Origin of the sequence: Agrobacterium sp. O3.4, from assembly GCF_041414895.1 — a bacterium.
GTDB lineage: Bacteria > Pseudomonadota > Alphaproteobacteria > Rhizobiales > Rhizobiaceae > Agrobacterium > Agrobacterium cucumeris.
The window spans coordinates 562,936-578,594 of sequence record NZ_JALPZP010000001.1; the positions used below are offsets into that span (position 1 = coordinate 562,936).

Annotated in this window: 16 protein-coding genes; 8 read left to right on the plus strand and 8 right to left on the minus strand. The window is 59.4% G+C overall.

The window, feature by feature from the left end:
• Positions 1-118 precede the first annotated feature (118 nt).
• Together M0412_RS02635 and M0412_RS02640 are read left to right on the plus strand one after the other, a co-directional pair.
• Complete coding sequence (locus M0412_RS02635) at positions 119-1,663, plus strand: Do family serine endopeptidase (RefSeq protein ID WP_269703078.1); 1,545 nt, start codon at positions 119-121, stop codon at positions 1,661-1,663.
• An 89-nt stretch (positions 1,664-1,752) separates the two neighbouring features.
• Positions 1,753-2,502 (plus strand): SDR family oxidoreductase, encoded by a 750-nt coding sequence (locus M0412_RS02640; RefSeq protein WP_269703076.1) that lies wholly within the window; start codon positions 1,753-1,755, stop codon positions 2,500-2,502.
• 24 nt (positions 2,503-2,526) lie between these two features.
• Here the strand turns inward: M0412_RS02640 and M0412_RS02645 are convergent, their stop codons facing one another.
• Both M0412_RS02645 and serB read right to left on the minus strand, forming a co-directional pair.
• Positions 2,527-3,099, minus strand: a complete 573-nt coding sequence (locus M0412_RS02645) for a GNAT family N-acetyltransferase (protein WP_269703074.1) — start codon at positions 3,097-3,099, stop codon at positions 2,527-2,529.
• On the minus strand, positions 3,096-3,986 hold the full coding sequence (gene serB / locus M0412_RS02650) for a phosphoserine phosphatase SerB (protein ID WP_269703072.1): 891 nt from the start codon (positions 3,984-3,986) through the stop codon (positions 3,096-3,098). Before serB ends, M0412_RS02645 begins: the two co-directional genes overlap by 4 nt.
• On the opposite strand from serB, the gene miaA reads away from it, so the two are divergent.
• The gene (miaA, locus tag M0412_RS02655; RefSeq protein WP_269703071.1) at positions 3,985-4,881 is read left to right on the plus strand and encodes a tRNA (adenosine(37)-N6)-dimethylallyltransferase MiaA; all 897 of its coding nucleotides are present in this window, start codon (positions 3,985-3,987) and stop codon (positions 4,879-4,881) included. The two genes, serB and miaA, sit on opposite strands and share 2 nt — an antisense overlap.
• Before the next feature lie 9 nt (positions 4,882-4,890).
• Here miaA and M0412_RS02660 read toward each other — a convergent pair whose 3' ends face one another.
• A complete protein-coding gene (locus M0412_RS02660) occupies positions 4,891-6,900 on the minus strand; it encodes an ATP-binding protein (RefSeq protein ID WP_269703070.1) in 2,010 nt (669 codons plus the stop codon).
• Between the two features lie 381 nt (positions 6,901-7,281).
• On the opposite strand from M0412_RS02660, the gene M0412_RS02665 reads away from it, so the two are divergent.
• Entirely contained in the window at positions 7,282-9,075 is a 1,794-nt protein-coding gene (locus M0412_RS02665) for an acetolactate synthase 3 large subunit (protein ID WP_269703068.1), read from the plus strand.
• Between the two features lie 19 nt (positions 9,076-9,094).
• The gene (ilvN, locus tag M0412_RS02670) at positions 9,095-9,667 is read left to right on the plus strand and encodes an acetolactate synthase small subunit (protein ID WP_003507555.1); all 573 of its coding nucleotides are present in this window, start codon (positions 9,095-9,097) and stop codon (positions 9,665-9,667) included.
• Between the two features lie 71 nt (positions 9,668-9,738).
• Here the strand turns inward: ilvN and M0412_RS02675 are convergent, their stop codons facing one another.
• Positions 9,739-10,875 carry a hypothetical protein gene (locus M0412_RS02675; protein ID WP_269703060.1) on the minus strand — a complete coding sequence of 379 codons (1,137 nt, stop codon included), beginning with the start codon at positions 10,873-10,875 and terminating at the stop codon, positions 9,739-9,741.
• 365 nt (positions 10,876-11,240) lie between these two features.
• Here M0412_RS02675 and M0412_RS02680 point away from each other — a divergent pair, with 365 nt between their 5' ends.
• Together M0412_RS02680 and M0412_RS02685 are read left to right on the plus strand one after the other, a co-directional pair.
• The gene (locus M0412_RS02680) at positions 11,241-11,609 is read left to right on the plus strand and encodes a helix-turn-helix transcriptional regulator (protein ID WP_269703287.1); all 369 of its coding nucleotides are present in this window, start codon (positions 11,241-11,243) and stop codon (positions 11,607-11,609) included.
• Entirely contained in the window at positions 11,602-12,135 is a 534-nt protein-coding gene (locus M0412_RS02685) for an SRPBCC family protein (protein WP_269703059.1), read from the plus strand. Before M0412_RS02680 ends, M0412_RS02685 begins: the two co-directional genes overlap by 8 nt.
• 146 nt (positions 12,136-12,281) lie before the next feature.
• On the opposite strand, the gene M0412_RS02690 is transcribed toward M0412_RS02685, so the two are convergent.
• Positions 12,282-13,127, minus strand: coding sequence for an aldo/keto reductase (locus tag M0412_RS02690; RefSeq protein WP_269703057.1), 846 nt, complete (start codon positions 13,125-13,127; stop codon positions 12,282-12,284).
• A gap of 163 nt (positions 13,128-13,290) precedes the next feature.
• On the opposite strand from M0412_RS02690, the gene M0412_RS02695 reads away from it, so the two are divergent.
• Positions 13,291-13,884 (plus strand): LysE family translocator, encoded by a 594-nt coding sequence (locus M0412_RS02695; RefSeq protein WP_269703055.1) that lies wholly within the window; start codon positions 13,291-13,293, stop codon positions 13,882-13,884.
• Between the two features lie 6 nt (positions 13,885-13,890).
• Here M0412_RS02695 and M0412_RS02700 read toward each other — a convergent pair whose 3' ends face one another.
• The 3 genes from M0412_RS02700 to M0412_RS02710 are packed head-to-tail and all read right to left on the minus strand — an operon-like array spanning position 13,891 to position 15,597.
• Positions 13,891-14,679 carry an anti-sigma factor gene (locus tag M0412_RS02700; RefSeq protein ID WP_269703053.1) on the minus strand — a complete coding sequence of 263 codons (789 nt, stop codon included), beginning with the start codon at positions 14,677-14,679 and terminating at the stop codon, positions 13,891-13,893.
• The gene (locus M0412_RS02705) at positions 14,676-15,233 is read right to left on the minus strand and encodes an RNA polymerase sigma factor (RefSeq protein WP_161991236.1); all 558 of its coding nucleotides are present in this window, start codon (positions 15,231-15,233) and stop codon (positions 14,676-14,678) included. The genes M0412_RS02700 and M0412_RS02705 overlap by 4 nt, the downstream gene beginning before the upstream one ends.
• Positions 15,217-15,597 carry a hypothetical protein gene (locus M0412_RS02710; protein ID WP_142840220.1) on the minus strand — a complete coding sequence of 127 codons (381 nt, stop codon included), beginning with the start codon at positions 15,595-15,597 and terminating at the stop codon, positions 15,217-15,219. Before M0412_RS02710 ends, M0412_RS02705 begins: the two co-directional genes overlap by 17 nt.
• Positions 15,598-15,659 lie beyond the last annotated feature (62 nt).

Genomic DNA, 15,659 nt, shown 5'->3' on the forward strand with positions numbered 1-15,659 from the left:
TGGGCAGGGGCAAGGCATCATCCGCCTGTTCACGAAAAGGTATTTTTACACTTCATCATTCCGCCTTATGCTTTGTCGATATATGCAAGGCGAGACTATCTGAAACGCGAGGACGCTTATGGCCGTGACCCTTCTTTCGCCTTTTCGCAACAGCATTGCCGCAGTCGCGGGCATCGCGCTTGTGGCGGGCAGCCTTTCGGCGCCGGTTGCGGCAAGGGCGCAGAGCCATGGGCCGGAGTCTGTGGCCGATCTTGCCGAGCCGCTGCTGGATGCGGTGGTGAATATTTCGACGTCACAGAACGTCAAGACCGAGGGCAAGGGTCCTGTTCCGCCGAAGCTGCCGGAGGGGTCGCCCTTCCAGGAATTCTTCAAGGATTATTTCGACAGCCAGAAGCCGGAGGGCGGTGAAAAGGTCAACTCGCTGGGTTCCGGTTTCGTCATCGATCCCGCTGGCTATGTCGTCACCAACAATCACGTCATCGAGGGTGCTGATGCCATCGAGGTGATTTTCCCGAACGGCTCGAAGCTGAAGGCAACGCTTGTTGGCACCGATACCAAGACCGACCTTTCGGTCTTGAAGGTAGAGCCAAAAACGCCGCTGAAGGCCGTCAAGTTCGGCGATTCGCGCAGCATGCGCATCGGTGACTGGGTAATGGCCATCGGCAACCCCTTCGGCCTTGGCGGTTCGCTGACTGTCGGCGTCATTTCCGCGCGCGGCCGCAACATCAATGCCGGCCCCTATGACAATTTCATCCAGACGGATGCGGCGATCAACAAGGGCAATTCGGGTGGTCCGCTCTTCAACATGAAGGGCGAGGTAATCGGCATCAATACCGCGATCATTTCGCCGAGCGGCGGTTCGATCGGTATCGGTTTTGCCGTTCCGACGGAGCTTGCGCAGAATATCGTGCAGCAGCTGATCGAATTCGGCGAGACCCGTCGCGGCTGGCTCGGCGTTCGTGTTCAGCCGGTCACCGACGATGTGGCCGCAAGCCTCGGCATGGAAAGCGCCAAGGGTGCGCTTATCTCCGGTGTGGCCAAAGGCGGCCCGGTGGAGAACGGCCCTATCCAGGCCGGCGATGTCGTGCTGAAATTCGACGGCAAGGACATTCATGAAATGCGCGACCTTCTGCGGATCGTGGCGGAAAGCCCGGTTGGCAAGGAAGTCGATGTGGTGATCCTGCGTGACGGCAAGGAGGAGACCGTCAAGGTCAAGCTCGGGCAGTTGCAGGATACGACCGACGAAAAGGCCGCGACCGAAGACCCGCAGGCCGAAGACGGTGATGGCGGCGTGGTTGCCCCTGATGATGATGGCGGCACCGACGATCAGGCACAGGACCAGACGCCGGAAGTGCGTGAAGCACCGCAGAGCGTGCTTGGCATGAACCTGGTCGTCCTCAGCAATGAGCTGCGCACGGAAAAGGGCATTGCTGAAAGCGTTGAAGGTGTGCTGGTCGCAAGCGTCGATACGGGTTCGCCGGCCGAACAGAAGGGCATGAAACCGGGCGATATCATCGTCGAAGTTGGTCAGGACTTCATGGAAGTTCCCGGCGACGTGCTGGTTCGCATCAACGGCCTGAAATCCGAAGGCCGCAAGAATGCGCATATGATGGTTGCCGATGCGCAGGGCAATCTGCGCGTGGTGGCGCTGCCGCTGGAGTAAAGCGCTTTCCACCCGGTTCGGCAGGAATCGGGTGGTTGTGATCCCGGCCCCTCTCTAATCCTTGGTCTCCATCAACGGAGGTCAAGGATATGAAATTACTCGAAAACAAGGTTGCCATCATCACTGGCGCGTCATCCGGCATCGGCCGGGCGACGGCGAGGCTGTTTGCCTCGCAAGGGGCAGCCGTCGTCATCAATGCGCGGGGTGCTGCGGCACTGGAAGAGGTTGCCGCCGGGGTTCGCGAGACCGGTGGCCGTGTCCATGCCGTTGTCGGTGATGTCAATCTTGAGGAAACTCATTCCCGGCTGGCGGATGCTGCCGTCAGCATTTTCGGCGGTCTCGATATCGCCGTCAACAATGCAGGCGCGGTCGGCGCCATGAAGCCGCTGGCTGAGATTTCCGCCGAGGAATGGGATCATGTAATCACAGCCAATCTCACTTCCTCATATCTCGGTGCGCGTCACCAGATTCCGTTGATGCTGAAGCGGGGCGGTGGCTCGATCGTCTTTATCTCGAGCTTCGTCGGTACCAGTGCAGGCATACCGGGCATGGCGGCCTATGGCACGTCGAAGGCGGCGCTGATGGGGCTGGTGAAAGGCATTACCGCCGATTATGCCGTGCAGGGCATTCGCGCCAATGGGCTGCTTCCTGGCGGGGTCGACACACCCATGGCCGGAGATGCGGCCCAGAAGGAATGGGCGGCAGGCCTGCATGCGATGAAGCGCATCGCCGAGCCGGAAGAACTGGCGCAGGCAGCCCTTTTCCTCGCCAGCCCGATGTCGAGTTTCGTTGCCGGGGCGGCGCTGTTTGCGGATGGCGGCAATGCGGCGGTGAAGTAAGGTTCCAGACTGGCGGGAAGGGCGTTATTGCAACTGCCGTTCCCGCCATTCCGCCAGCGTCAGCGCATAGGTCACATGCGGACGCAGATGCGGATGGGTGTCATCGGGCACACGCGGATGATCGAAATCGCGTGACGGGTCCCGCTTCAGGCCGATGCGCTCCATCACACGGGTCGAGCGGTGGTTGTCGTGGACGGCGAAGGAGACGATTTCCGGCGTTTCCTTTTCATCAAAGGCCATGACGAGCAGCGATTGTGCAGCTTCGGTGACGTAGCCGTGGCCCCAGAAGCGGGTGGCAAGCCGCCAGCCGATCTCCATGGTGCCGAGCGGGAAAGGCGGATCGAGGTTCATGACGGGCGATATGCCGCAGAAACCCATGACTTCGCCGGTTTCGCGCAGTTCCATGGCGTAGAAGCCATAACCGCTGCCACGGATCATGCCGTTGATGGTTTCCAGTACGGTGTCCGCTTCCGCGTGGCTGCGACGGAAGGGAAAAAACTCCATGACCTTTTCGTCTGCGTTGATTTCGCGGAACAGGTCGCGGTCGCTCTCCTTCCACTCGCGCAGAATGAGCCTTGGTGTTTCGCGGATGATCATGGAGTGACAAAATCCGTCTTGCGGTAACCCTGAATGTAAAGAAGCGCGGTCAGGTCGCCGTGGTCGATGCGCATCTGTGCTTCGGCCGCCACGGCGGGCTTGGCGTGCAGGGCAACACCCGCGCCGGCCAGATGCAGCATGCCGAGATCGTTGGCGCCATCGCCGACGGCCATCGCCTCTTCCGGAGAGATGCCAAGCTTTGCGGCGATGTCGTTCAGCGCATCCACCTTGGCCTGCTTGCCGAGGATGGGTTCGGCAACGGTGCCGTCAAGCTCGCCATTGGCTTCGCCGAGCAGATTGGCGCGGTTTTCATCGAAACCGAGCATCGCTGCGACGCGGCCGGTGAAAACCGTGAAGCCACCGGAAACCAGCGCGGTGTAATAGCCTTTGGCCTTCATGGTGGCGATCAGTTCTTTGCCGCCTGATGTCAGCGTGATGCGCTTTTCGATGACGTCGTCGATGACCGAAACCGGCAGGCCTTTCAGCAGCGCCACGCGTTCCCGGAGCGCCGGCTCAAAAGCGATCTCGCCATTCATGGCGCGGGCGGTGATGGTGGAGACCTTGTCCTTCAGGCCGACTTCGGCGGCCAGCTCGTCGATGCATTCCTGGCCGATCATGGTCGAATCCATATCGGCGATCAGCAGTTTCTTGCGGCGCTGGTCCTGCTCCTGGATGACGATATCGATCGGCTGGCCAGTCAGCGCGCCGGCAATCGCGTTGCGGGCCTCTTCGGCACTGGTGCCGGAAGGCAAAGCGATATCGCAGGCGACACCATCCGCCAGCCAGTAAAGACCTGACGCATTGACGGCCTTTGCGGCGGCTTCGCCGAGGGCCGGTGTAAGAACAGGATTTGACGGATTGGCGATAAGCGTGGCAACGAGAGCCATGATGAAAAACCTTGATGAGAATTTTGATGCGATCCTGATAACCGGCCCGACGGCAAGCGGCAAGTCCGCGCTTGCGCTTCGTCTGGCGCGGGAGCGGAATGGCGTCGTCATCAATGCCGACAGCATGCAGGTTTACGACACGCTGCGGGTGCTGACCGCCCGGCCTTCGGAAGAAGAAATGCAGGGCGTGCCGCATCTGCTTTACGGCCATGTGCCGGCGAGCAGCCTTTATTCCACGGGTGAATGGCTGCGGGATATTTCAATGCTGCTTTCGGATCTGCGGGGGCAGAGACGTCTTCCCGTCATCGTCGGCGGCACGGGGCTTTATTTCAAGGCGCTGACCGGGGGACTGTCAGATATGCCTGTCATCCCGGACGAAATCCGCGACAGGCTGCGCGGCCGGCTGGTTGAAGAAGGGCCGGCGGTTCTCCACACGGAATTGTCGCGACGCGATTCCGAAATGGCAGAGGCTCTGCAGCCAGGAGATGGCCAGCGGATCGTCCGGGCGCTGGAAGTGATCGAAGCGACCGGAAAATCGATCCGGGATTACCAGAAAGCCAGCGGCCCGGTGATCGTTGATCCCGACCGGGCGCAGAAATTCGTCGTTTTGCCTGACAGGCCGGTGCTGCATGACCGCATCAACCGTCGTTTCGAGGCCATGATGGAAAGCGGCGCGGTGGAGGAGGTGGAGGCGCTTCTGGCTCTCAAGCTCGCGCCCGATGCGACGGCAATGAAGGCGATCGGCGTTTCCCAGATCGCCGAGATGCTGACCGGACGCATGAGCGAGGCGGAGGTGATCGAAAAATCAGCCGCTGCGACCCGCCAATATGCCAAACGGCAGATGACCTGGTTCCGCAACCAGATGGGGGAGGACTGGACGCGTATCCAGCCCTGAAGGCTGGCATCAGTCCTTGCGATAGAGGCTGCCGAGCGGCTTTTTCAGGAGGCTTTCGCGCAGCGACGGGCGTGTATCGGCTGGCGGGGGACCATTTTGCGTCTGCATCTGGAAACCGGCCCGGCGCAAGTCGTTGACGGCACCGGAGGCGCTGTCCATCCTCTCCGGGTTTTGTGGCGGTGGCGCTGTGCGTCCGGGCAGCATGTCCGGGCGGTAGGGCTCATAGCCCTCCGCTGCGGGTGTTCCCAATTCTCGCTTCCAGCGATCGATATCGTCCGCTTCTCCGGGCGCCACCAGCGATTCCGGCAGATCGGAAAAGGCCGCTTCGACACTTTGCTGGAAGCCGGTGATAACCGGCCGGGCGGTGGCGCGCATGCGGGTGACAATGGTGTTGAGATCGACGGTATCGGGTGTTTCATGCGGTACGTGGCTGACCGTGCCGCTTGCCTTCGGCAATTTGATTGTCGGCACACGGTCAAAACGCATGCGCATCGGCACACCCACTGCCTCACCGAAAGCGATGGCTTCGCCATTGCCAATGGAGGACAGAAAGCTGGTGGTCGAGGCCGAGGCGTTGGGCACGGCCGACAGAATGATCTTCTGGTCGATCTCGTTTGACAGCCGCATGGCGAAAACGGTCGAGCATTGCGACAGGATGGTCTGATCCAGTTCGCTGGGCCGCTGACTGATGACGCCGAGCGAAATGCCGTATTTGCGGCCTTCCTTGGCGATCTGGGCGATCGCCTGCCGGGTCGGGAAAAAGCCGCGCTCGGGGTCGGCAGGAACATAACGGTGGGCTTCTTCGCAGACGACAAGCATATGCAGCGAGCCGCGCGCCAGCACCGCCAGCTCAAACGACATGCGGCAGAGAACGGAGACCACCGAGTTCACCACCTCGGAGGGGATGCCCGAGAGCTGGAACACTGAAATGGGCTTGCCTTCCCCGGGAATACGGAAAATATGCGCCACCGTCTCCAGGATGGTGTCGCTGATCGTATTGCTGGAGAACATGAAATTGTAGCGCGGATCGTTGATGGCCGAGAGGATGCGGCTTTTCAGGGAACGGAGCGCCGGCTTTTCACCACGTCCTTCCAGCCGCCCGATACGCTCGTCGATGGAAGCCAGAAGATCGGCCATGCGGTAGGGCACAGGCGAATCCGGTGTGATCGCGCTCTTGTCGGAGGTGCGGCGGACGGCGGAACCATCCGTGCCGCGAAATGCCTTTTTCGCCTCGGGTATGACGTCACGCAGAACGTCCATCTCTTCCGGCACAGGCTTGCGGCCACGGAAAACCACTTCCGCAAATTCCTCAAGGCGCATCAGCCAGAAGGGAAGGTCGAGCGTATCGGTATCGATGACAACCGAATGATCGGGAAAAGCGGCTGCAAATTCGTTGTGCGGATCGAGAATGAGGACGCGCAGTTTCGGGTCCGTCTCGATTGCCTTGTTCAAGAGCAGGGAAACCGCAGTGGTCTTGCCGACCCCGGTCGAACCGACGACGGCGAAATGCTTCGAAAGCATCTGCGGAATATTGATGGCCGCGCCGATCGTATCATCCTGCGTCAGCTTGCCGATGATGCAGCTGTCACGCTTGCCGCTGTCGTAGATCCTGGCAAGGTCGCCGGTGCGGATGCGGTGGGCCACGGCACCAAGATAGGGATAACGCGAAATACCGCTGGAAAACCGTTCGCTGCCGTCATCGGTGCGGTAAACCTCTCCCATCAGTTCGACGTCGATCAGCAACCTGTTCGACCTGTCCGAGGACCATTGTCTCTCATCGGTGCGCATGGCGAAGACGAGGGCCGCGACACGGCTCGTGCCCATTTCGATGGAGATCAGCCGTCCGACGGACCAGAGTTGCGCAACATCGGTGGAGCCCGGTTCCGTTTCCGCGGCGATGGTGGCATGGGCGCCGTCGCAGGCGATGACGCGGCCAAGCATGCGGTCTGCCGGTTGCAGAGCGGATCGCCGTTCGGTTTCGTCCATGCCGGACGCTTTATGAAACTCGTTATTATTCACATCTTATCCCGGGACATGCGGATGATCGCGGTGGTTCGGGCAGTACCTGCGCCCTCGATAATAAAAGATTATATTTAACAACAGGTGTATCAATTGCTTTCGAAAATTTCGTCGACTGGGGGTTTTAAGTAATAAAAGAAGCGGTCGCCGATTTTTTCCGCAATATGCGTTGACGGCTGGGGCTTTTGTGGCTAACACTCCGGCCCATGAAAAATCTTAACGTACTTATCGTGGTGGGACGGCGCATGGGCAGGATGGTGTAACCATCCGGCGAAAGCACCCATGCGCTGAACGAGGCTCCTTAAGGGGCCTTTTTTTATGTCTTCAAACAGGCCCTCGGGCTCCTCGATATCCAAAGCCAAAGCGGGATGGAAACAGGCAATGACGGATAAGGACAATACGGAAAACAGCAATCGAATGACAGGTGCGGAGATCGTGCTCCAGGCGCTGAAGGACAATGGCGTCGAGCACATCTTCGGTTATCCCGGCGGCGCCGTGCTTCCGATTTATGACGAGATTTTCCAGCAGGAAGACATTCAGCACATTCTCGTGCGTCACGAGCAGGGCGCCGGCCACGCTGCCGAAGGTTATGCCCGCTCCACCGGCAAGGTTGGCGTCATGCTCGTCACCTCGGGTCCCGGCGCCACCAATGCGGTAACGCCGCTGCAGGATGCGCTGATGGATTCCATTCCGCTCGTCTGCCTGTCCGGCCAGGTTCCGACATCGCTGATCGGTTCCGACGCGTTCCAGGAATGTGATACCGTCGGCATCACGCGCCCCTGCACCAAGCACAATTGGCTGGTCAAGGACGTCAACGAGCTGGCGGGCATTATCCATGAAGCCTTCCGCATCGCGCAGACCGGTCGCCCCGGTCCCGTCGTTGTCGATATTCCGAAGGACATCCAGTTCGCCACCGGCACCTACACGCCGCCCTCTGCCGCCGTTCAGCAGAAGAGCTACAAGCCGAAGGTCCAGGGCGATCTCAATGCCATTCACGCCGCCATCGAGCTGATGTCCAAGGCGAAAAAGCCGGTTTTTTACACTGGCGGTGGCGTTATCAACTCCGGCCCGGAAGCCACCCGTTTGCTGCGCGAACTGGTCGAGCTGACCGGTTTCCCGATCACCTCGACCCTGATGGGTCTCGGCGCCTATCCGGCATCCGGCAAGAACTGGCTCGGCATGCTGGGCATGCATGGTTCCTACGAAGCCAACATGACGATGCATGATTGCGACGTCATGGTCTGCATCGGCGCGCGCTTCGACGACCGGATTACCGGTCGCATCAATGCGTTTTCGCCGAACTCCAAGAAGATCCATATCGATATCGACCCGTCCTCGATCAACAAGACGGTTCGTGTCGATGTGCCTGTTATCGGTGATGTCGGCCATGTCCTGGAAGATATGGTTCGCTTGTGGCGCGCTTTGCCGAAGAAGCCGGAGAAAGCCCAGACGGCCGACTGGTGGTCGCAGATCGAGCGCTGGCGCGCCCGCAATTCCTTCGCCTACAAGAATTCCAAAGACGTCATCATGCCGCAATATGCCTTGCAGCGGCTTTATGAGGCTTCGAAGGGACGCGACACCTACATCACGACCGAAGTCGGCCAGCACCAGATGTGGGCGGCACAGTTCTTCGGCTTCGAGGAGCCGAACCATTGGATGACCTCGGGCGGTCTTGGCACCATGGGTTATGGCCTTCCGGCGGCCATCGGCGTGCAGGTCGCACATCCCGAAGCGCTGGTCATCGACATTGCCGGTGATGCCTCGATCCAGATGTGCATTCAAGAAATGTCCTGCGCCATCCAGTATGGTCTGCCGGTGAAGATTTTCATCCTCAACAACCAGTATATGGGCATGGTGCGGCAGTGGCAGCAGCTGCTGCACGGCAACCGTCTGTCCAACTCCTATACCGAAGCCATGCCTGATTTCGTCAAGCTGGCGGAAGCCTATGGCGCGGTCGGCATGTATTGCGACGACCCGAAGGAGCTGGACGACAAGATCGCCGAGATGATTGCCGTCAACAAGCCTGTCATCTTCGATTGCCGCGTTGCCAATCTTGCCAATTGCTTCCCGATGATCCCGTCTGGTAAAGCCCATAACGAGATGCTGTTGCCGGATGAGGCGACGGATGAAGCTGTTGCCAACGCCATTGACGCCAAGGGCCGCCAGCTAGTCTGAGCCGGGAGAGGAAAAGGACATGAACGCACACCTACAACCCACCGGCTCCGCCTATTTCATCCAGAAGGAAACGGCTGCTGTCGAAAATCACACGCTGTCGGTTCTCGTCAGCAACGAGCCGGGCGTTCTCGCCCGGGTCATCGGCCTGTTTTCCGGCCGGGGTTACAACATTGAAAGCCTGACGGTTTCGGAAACGGAACACGAGGCGCATCTGTCGCGCATCACCATCGTCACGCGCGGCACACCGATCGTACTGGAGCAGATCAAGGCGCAGCTTGAGCGCATCGTGCCGGTGCACCGGGTTCTCGACCTCACCGTTCGCGCCCGCGAACTGGGACAGGAGCGGCCGATCGAGCGCGAAGTGGCGCTGATCAAAGTGGCTGGTACGGGCGAAGTTCGCGCCGAAGCGCTGCGCCTTGCCGATGCGTTTCAGGCCAAGGTGGTGGACGCGACTGTCGAGCATTTCATCTTCGAAATCACCGGCAAGTCGTCGAAGATCGACCAGTTCGTCGCCATCATCAAGCCACTCGGCCTGATCGAGATCTGCCGCACGGGTATTGCCGCGATGAACCGTGGCTCTCAGGGGATGTAAGCCCCGTACTCGAAGCAAGTGCCCCGGAATTATTCAAGCCCGCGCTATGTCGCGGGCTTTTGTTTTTCCAACTACCGTCCGGTGCGTTTTCCAAAAGGAATGATGCGTGCGGTTCCGCTCCGACCGGAAGGCTGCGGTGGCTCATCCGCAGGCCGGGTCACGACGAGACGGCCGCCTATACCTTCGGCAAGCGCTTCGCTTTCGCGCATTTTGCGAAGTTCGGCCCGTGCTTCCGGCGTTGCCGTGCCGATCAGCCGTTCAACGCCGTTGACGCCACCCGGAACCGCCAGCCGGCGTTTGGCATCCTGCGTCGTATAGCCATGTTCGCGGGAATATCGAAGGGTTAGTTGGTAGTGATCTGGTAGGCCTTGTTCGGCGTTCGCTTCGACATGGCGAACTCGGAAGGAAACGGAATCGTCTTCTATCCCGAAGGTGTCGTTATCGGGGATGATATAGCCGTTTTTATGGGTCGCGATTTTGATGAAACTCAAGGCGCCCGCATATAGCTCCGTCCAGGGAACCGGCGCGGCTTCCATATGGATTTCCCGCCCAATATAGTCTGCTGCTCCCAGAGTGTGAATGCCGATGCATTGTTCCGTGGTGCCTCGCGGCGGCGCTTCACTGTAAATGCGGGGATGAACTGTCAGCGGGCCTATCGGCTCTTCCACAAATGTTGTGAAACTCTCCGCAGGAAACACCATGTTGCTCTGCGTCCAGTGGACAAGGCGCGCCGGTGTGCTTGCGCAGATCGTTTCGCAGGCGATCGACAGAGCCCTGATCCGCTCGAGAAACTCGGCAAGCGAATGGCCCGGCTGGTGCATGCCGATCTGGTTGAACAGGTCAGCAATACCCTTTTCCTGCATCACTCCGCCAAACACACCGTGCTGGACATAGACCAGTATATGGGCTTTGTGACGCCGGATCCGTTCTGCGGCATCGGGCACAAGCATGTTCGAGATTGGGGAGCCAAGAGTGGGGGCGAAAACGCCATGATCCGCCGGACCCGTCATGAACTCGACAGCGATCTGGAGATCGTTCGGCCCGAACATCTGCACATAAGCCGGCGATATTGCGGGGCACGTCAGGCCGATACCGAGCCGATTGAACACGGTCTGGAACTGCTTGGCCAGGTCCGGCAATGGTGAGGAGGCGATGTCGCCGTCCAAAAGGATGGCCGCTTGCATCTGGTTGGTATATTTCCCGATCATAATACTGGTGATCCTGATGAATATTCCAGTATCATCACGCATTCCGGTTGCGTTCTTGTAAATATAAATCGCGCAATCTAATCAATCTACGTTTTTGTTTGCATTGCTTTATGCTTATTAGAACTTTTATATATTGGTGTGCACCCGCGCATATGTTTCACTCCTGCAATTCGATGTCTACATTTCAAAGCCGACACGGCTGGCAATGGAGTTTCTCGCAATCCGATAGCGTCCCGAAAGCTCGATCTGCTGTTGCCAGCCGTTTGGCCCGCGGTTTGCCGTCGCTATTCCAGTGCATTCCGTGAGTGGGATTTATATTCAACCATATGGTTGACTTTCTGGATCGGCAGCCTATATTCAACAACATGGTTGAATTATCTGTTCCACAACTCGACACTGTCTTTCATGCTCTTGGCGACGCGACGCGGCGCACGATGTTGCGCGAGCTTTCCCGTGGCGAGCGGACGGTCACCCAGTTGGCCGCGCCGTTCGACATCTCGCTTGCAGCAGCCTCCAAGCACATCAAGGCATTGGAGAATGCCGGGCTTATCCGCCGGGAGGTGAGGGGGCGCACCCATATCTGCCACCTGGCGCCGGAACCTCTGGCAAACGCGCAGGAGTGGCTGGATTACTACCGGCAGTTCTGGAACAGCCGCCTCGATATTCTTGAGCAGATGCTCAGGGAGGAAGATCAGGGAAAATCCCCTGCAGATGGAGGAAATGACAATGACTGATATTGCAGTGCCTGACGCCTATGGCCAACTTGTCGAACCCGCGACGCTGAAGATCGAACGGCTGTTGCCGGGGCCGATCGACCGGGTCTGGGCCTTTCTGACACAAAGCGAGCTTCGCCGCCGCTGGCTGGCCTCCGGTGAAATGAAACTTGCGCCTGATGCACCGTTCGAACTGGTCTGGCGCAATGACGAGCTTTCCGATCCGCCGGGTCACCGCCCGGAAGGTTTTTCGGAAGAACACAAGATGGCCTCGCGCATCATTACCGTCGTTCCGCCACATCGCCTCGTCTTCACTTGGGGTGAGGGCGCTGAGGTTTCGATCGAGCTTCAGGCTTTGGGCAAGCAGGTGCTTCTGACGCTCATCCACCGCCGGCTGGGGGATCGGAATAGCAAACTCAATATCAGCGCCGGCTGGCACACGCATCTCGATATTCTCGCCGCCCGTCTTCAGGAAAAAGAGCCAGGCCCCTTCTGGGATACATGGCTGGAACTCAAGAAAGACTATGAGCACCGCATACCATCATAGAACGGGGTAGCGCATCTACCGGACGGCGCGGTTTGCCGCGCCGTCATTGCCGGTTTCTGTGCACGCGCGGTATCGATCTGGTTCTCATATTTCGATTCAACCGCTTCAGCACCTGATTCCGGAACGCCTCTTAAGGCCATGTTCTCTCAGAGCATTTCCAAGGCTGTCTTGCGCGTTGGCACCGGGAAGGCGGCGTCGAGGGCCGTCCAGTCTTCGTCGGTTATTTCAAGATCGGTCGCGCCGCGGTTCTCTTCCACACGGGAGGCGCTGGCGGATTTCGGGATGGCGATGACGCCATCTCTTTCCAGCAGAAAGGCCAGTGCCAGTTGCGCCGGCGTCGCCTGATAGGCCTTGGCGATGCGGATGAGTTCGTGGTTCTTCAGGATGCGGCCCTGCTCGATGGGCGAATAGGCCATCAGCGGCACGCCGCGCTCCTGGCACCAGGGCAGCAGCGAAAACTCGGGGCCGCGCCGCGACAGGTTGTAAAGTACCTGATTGGCGGCGCAGTTTTTGCCATCGGGAACCGCGAAAAGTTCTTCCATGTCGTCGGTATCGAAATTGGAGACGCCCCAGTCGCCGATCTTGCCGTCGCTCTTCAGTCTTTCGAAAGCCGCCACGGTTTCGGTCAGCGGGTGCTCGCCGCGCCAGTGCAGCAGATAAAGATCGATATGATCGGTGCCGAGCCTTGCAAGGCTGCGCTCGCAGGCCTCCACCGTGCCTTTGTCGCTGGCGTTCCACGGATAGACCTTGCTGACCAGAAACACGTCGTCACGGCGGCCGGCAATTGCCGTGCCGACCACCTCTTCGGATCGGCCATCGGCATACATTTCGGCCGTATCGATCAGCGTCATGCCAAGATCGATCGCCTTGCGGATGCTCTCGATCTCCTGAGGCGCCGACGATCTGTTTTCTCCCATGTTCCAGGTGCCAAGGCCAAGGGCTGGAACCTCTTTTCCGGATGGCAGGGTAACGGAAGGAATGTCGTCATACATTGTTTCGCTCCAGCGGTTGTCGGGGGAGAATAGCCCTTTGTGCCGACTTCTCAAACCCGGCACGGGCGGGATCGATCCATCAAAAAAATTGACCCCGGCCATCGGTCTGCCGGGCTGGTTTGATAGTGGTCGTGTGGCTAGGGTCTCTTTCACAGGAGAAACCATGACCGTTGAAACCTTCGCTGCACTGGTGTTGTTTGCCTTCACCACGTCCATCACGCCCGGCCCGAACAACATGATGTTGTTTACGTCAGGCGTGAATTTCGGGTTCCGCCGCACCATCCCGCATATGCTGGGTATCGGCGCGGGGTTTCTGTCGCTTTTGATCGGCGTCGGTTTTGGCCTTGGTGCGGTGCTGCATTCCGTGCCGTTGCTCTATACCGGGCTGAAATTCGCCGGCGGGCTATATCTCGTCTGGATCGCCTGGAAGATCGGCACTTCCCGCAGCCTGAATGAAGGAACGGCCGCATCGCGGCCGATGAGCTTCCTTGCCGCCGCAGCCTTTCAGTGGGTCAATCCGAAAGCCTGGGTAATGGCGGTGACGGCAATGGCGACCTACACCAACGAGGCGCAATATTTCGTCACTGTTCTGGTGGTTGGCGTGGCCTTCGCCGCCGTCAATCTTCCCAGCGTGTCCACCTGGGCAGGTTTCGGCTCTGCGCTGCGCGACTGGCTGTCCGTGCCGGTCCGGCTCAAATGGTTCAATATCACCATGGCCGTGCTGCTCGTCATCAGCCTCTGGCCAATGCTGAAATAACAGCCTTCACGTGGGGAATTGCCGGTAACATTCCTCGGCGATTGCCTGCACCTCGTCGCGTGTCAGTTCGGCCGACACCGCGTAACCGAGTTCGTTGTCGATCCAGTAGAAAGTCTCGATGCCGTCGGCGCTTGCCATGCGGAAACTGGTGGTGCGGTTTTCCTCATTATGGCCGATCAGTACCGTCACCCGGCGGCCCGTCTTGTCCTGATACATCAGCATCGCGCCCGGCTTGCCGCTGACGGGGATGAGACGCCCGCCGACGAGATCGTATCCTATCCTGGAAAGATCAGGGATCGCAAAGGGATAACCGAGCCGCTTGCCGAGCCATGTCGCGAGATGCTGCTGCTCTCCCGCGCCAACTTCGACGGGGTGGCGCACTTCGCTTGCATAGATGAGATAGGCGGATTTTGCCTGTGCCGGAATATCCGTCGTCAACGACGCCAGCGTCACGTCCTGCGGTGTGGAGGCGGATGGCGGCAGAAGCCGGCCAGCTGCGGCGCCCGCAGCAAAGATCATGAGGGCGGCCGCTATTTTGGCAATAGCCGGTTTCAGCCGCCAGGTACGGTCCGGTTTTGGTGGGCTGAGCATCGATGCGTCGTGCGGATGGGCGGCGGCGTAGGAAGCGAAGGCATTGCGAAGAATGTCGGCCTGCTGTTTCCAGTCCCGCACGCGGGCCTGTTCTTCAGGTCTTTCTGCGAGCCACGCCTCGACAGCCGCGCGGTCATCGTCGGAAAGAAGCCCGTCGACATAGGCGTGCAGGTCGTCTTCGGTTATGGCATCGGGCCGTTTCATCGTGGTCTCCGCAGGGGAATGATATTGTCCGCCGCCAACTGCTGGCGAAGGGTTTCGCGGGCGCGGGACAGTCTGGACATGACGGTGCCGAGCGGGATCGATAGCATCTCGGCCGCCTCCTGGTAGCTGTAGCCTTCCACCGTCACCAGCATCAAAACCGCCCGCATATCAGGCGAAAGAAGCGCGAGCGCGCCGTGCAGCCGATCATTCTCCAGCGTATCGGATAGCTGATCGGTGACGGCGATGGTCTCATGGCCATCAAGGCTTTCGGACGGGTGGCGTTTCTCGGCGCGGTGGCGGTTGCGATAAAGATTCGTCATTATCGTGTAAGCCCATGATTTCAAACCCGTTCCGCGCCATTGCCTTTTATTGACGAGCGCTTTTTCCACGCAGTCCTGCAAAAGGTCTTCGCCATCTGCATCCGAGCGGGAAAGGCTGCGGGAATAACGGCGCAGCATGGGTATCAGCGCCAGAACCTCCGCTTCGAAGGTGCCGGCTGCGGGGGAGAGGCTCCCCCGCGTTTTGCCATTCATGCCATCAGGGTTTTGCGGCATCCCATACACCGTTCATACCGTCACCGGTGGCGTCGCCTTTTTTCATGTCCTTGACCCAGTAATAGAGCGGCATGCCGTCCTTTGCCCATTGCATCTTGCCGTCCTTGCGCGTCACGGTCGTATAGGCCCCCTCGGCCTTGGCGCCAGTGGCTGCGAAAAACGGCGGCCAGTTCACCGCGCATTTGTCATAACAATTGGATACGCCCTTCTTATCGTTCTTGAAAGTGTAGAGCGTCATGCCTTTTTCGCCGGCAAGTACATTGCCTTTGTCGGTCTTGACCGTTTCGACCGCCGGGGCCGCATAGGCCGTTCCGGCAAAAGCCAGAATGAGGGCGGGAACGATAAAGCGGATCTTCATGGACATATCCTCCTTGGTTCGGGCGGGCTTTGCCGCCAACAGATCAAGAGACACCGCAGGCGGCGGGT

Coding starts and splice junctions, on each gene's coding strand:
- M0412_RS02635 (WP_269703078.1), top strand. CDS start 119: ATGGCCGTGACCCTTCTTTCGCCTTTTCGCAACAGCATTGCCGCAGTC.
- M0412_RS02640 (WP_269703076.1), top strand. CDS start 1,753: ATGAAATTACTCGAAAACAAGGTTGCCATCATCACTGGCGCGTCATCC.
- M0412_RS02645 (WP_269703074.1), bottom strand. CDS start 3,099: ATGATCATCCGCGAAACACCAAGGCTCATTCTGCGCGAGTGGAAGGAG.
- miaA (WP_269703071.1), top strand. CDS start 3,985: ATGATGAAAAACCTTGATGAGAATTTTGATGCGATCCTGATAACCGGC.
- serB (WP_269703072.1), bottom strand. CDS start 3,986: ATGGCTCTCGTTGCCACGCTTATCGCCAATCCGTCAAATCCTGTTCTT.
- M0412_RS02665 (WP_269703068.1), top strand. CDS start 7,282: ATGACGGATAAGGACAATACGGAAAACAGCAATCGAATGACAGGTGCG.
- ilvN (WP_003507555.1), top strand. CDS start 9,095: ATGAACGCACACCTACAACCCACCGGCTCCGCCTATTTCATCCAGAAG.
- M0412_RS02675 (WP_269703060.1), bottom strand. CDS start 10,875: ATGATCGGGAAATATACCAACCAGATGCAAGCGGCCATCCTTTTGGAC.
- M0412_RS02680 (WP_269703287.1), top strand. CDS start 11,241: ATGGTTGAATTATCTGTTCCACAACTCGACACTGTCTTTCATGCTCTT.
- M0412_RS02685 (WP_269703059.1), top strand. CDS start 11,602: ATGACTGATATTGCAGTGCCTGACGCCTATGGCCAACTTGTCGAACCC.
- M0412_RS02690 (WP_269703057.1), bottom strand. CDS start 13,127: ATGTATGACGACATTCCTTCCGTTACCCTGCCATCCGGAAAAGAGGTT.
- M0412_RS02695 (WP_269703055.1), top strand. CDS start 13,291: ATGACCGTTGAAACCTTCGCTGCACTGGTGTTGTTTGCCTTCACCACG.
- M0412_RS02700 (WP_269703053.1), bottom strand. CDS start 14,679: ATGAAACGGCCCGATGCCATAACCGAAGACGACCTGCACGCCTATGTC.
- M0412_RS02705 (WP_161991236.1), bottom strand. CDS start 15,233: ATGCCGCAAAACCCTGATGGCATGAATGGCAAAACGCGGGGGAGCCTC.
- M0412_RS02710 (WP_142840220.1), bottom strand. CDS start 15,597: ATGTCCATGAAGATCCGCTTTATCGTTCCCGCCCTCATTCTGGCTTTT.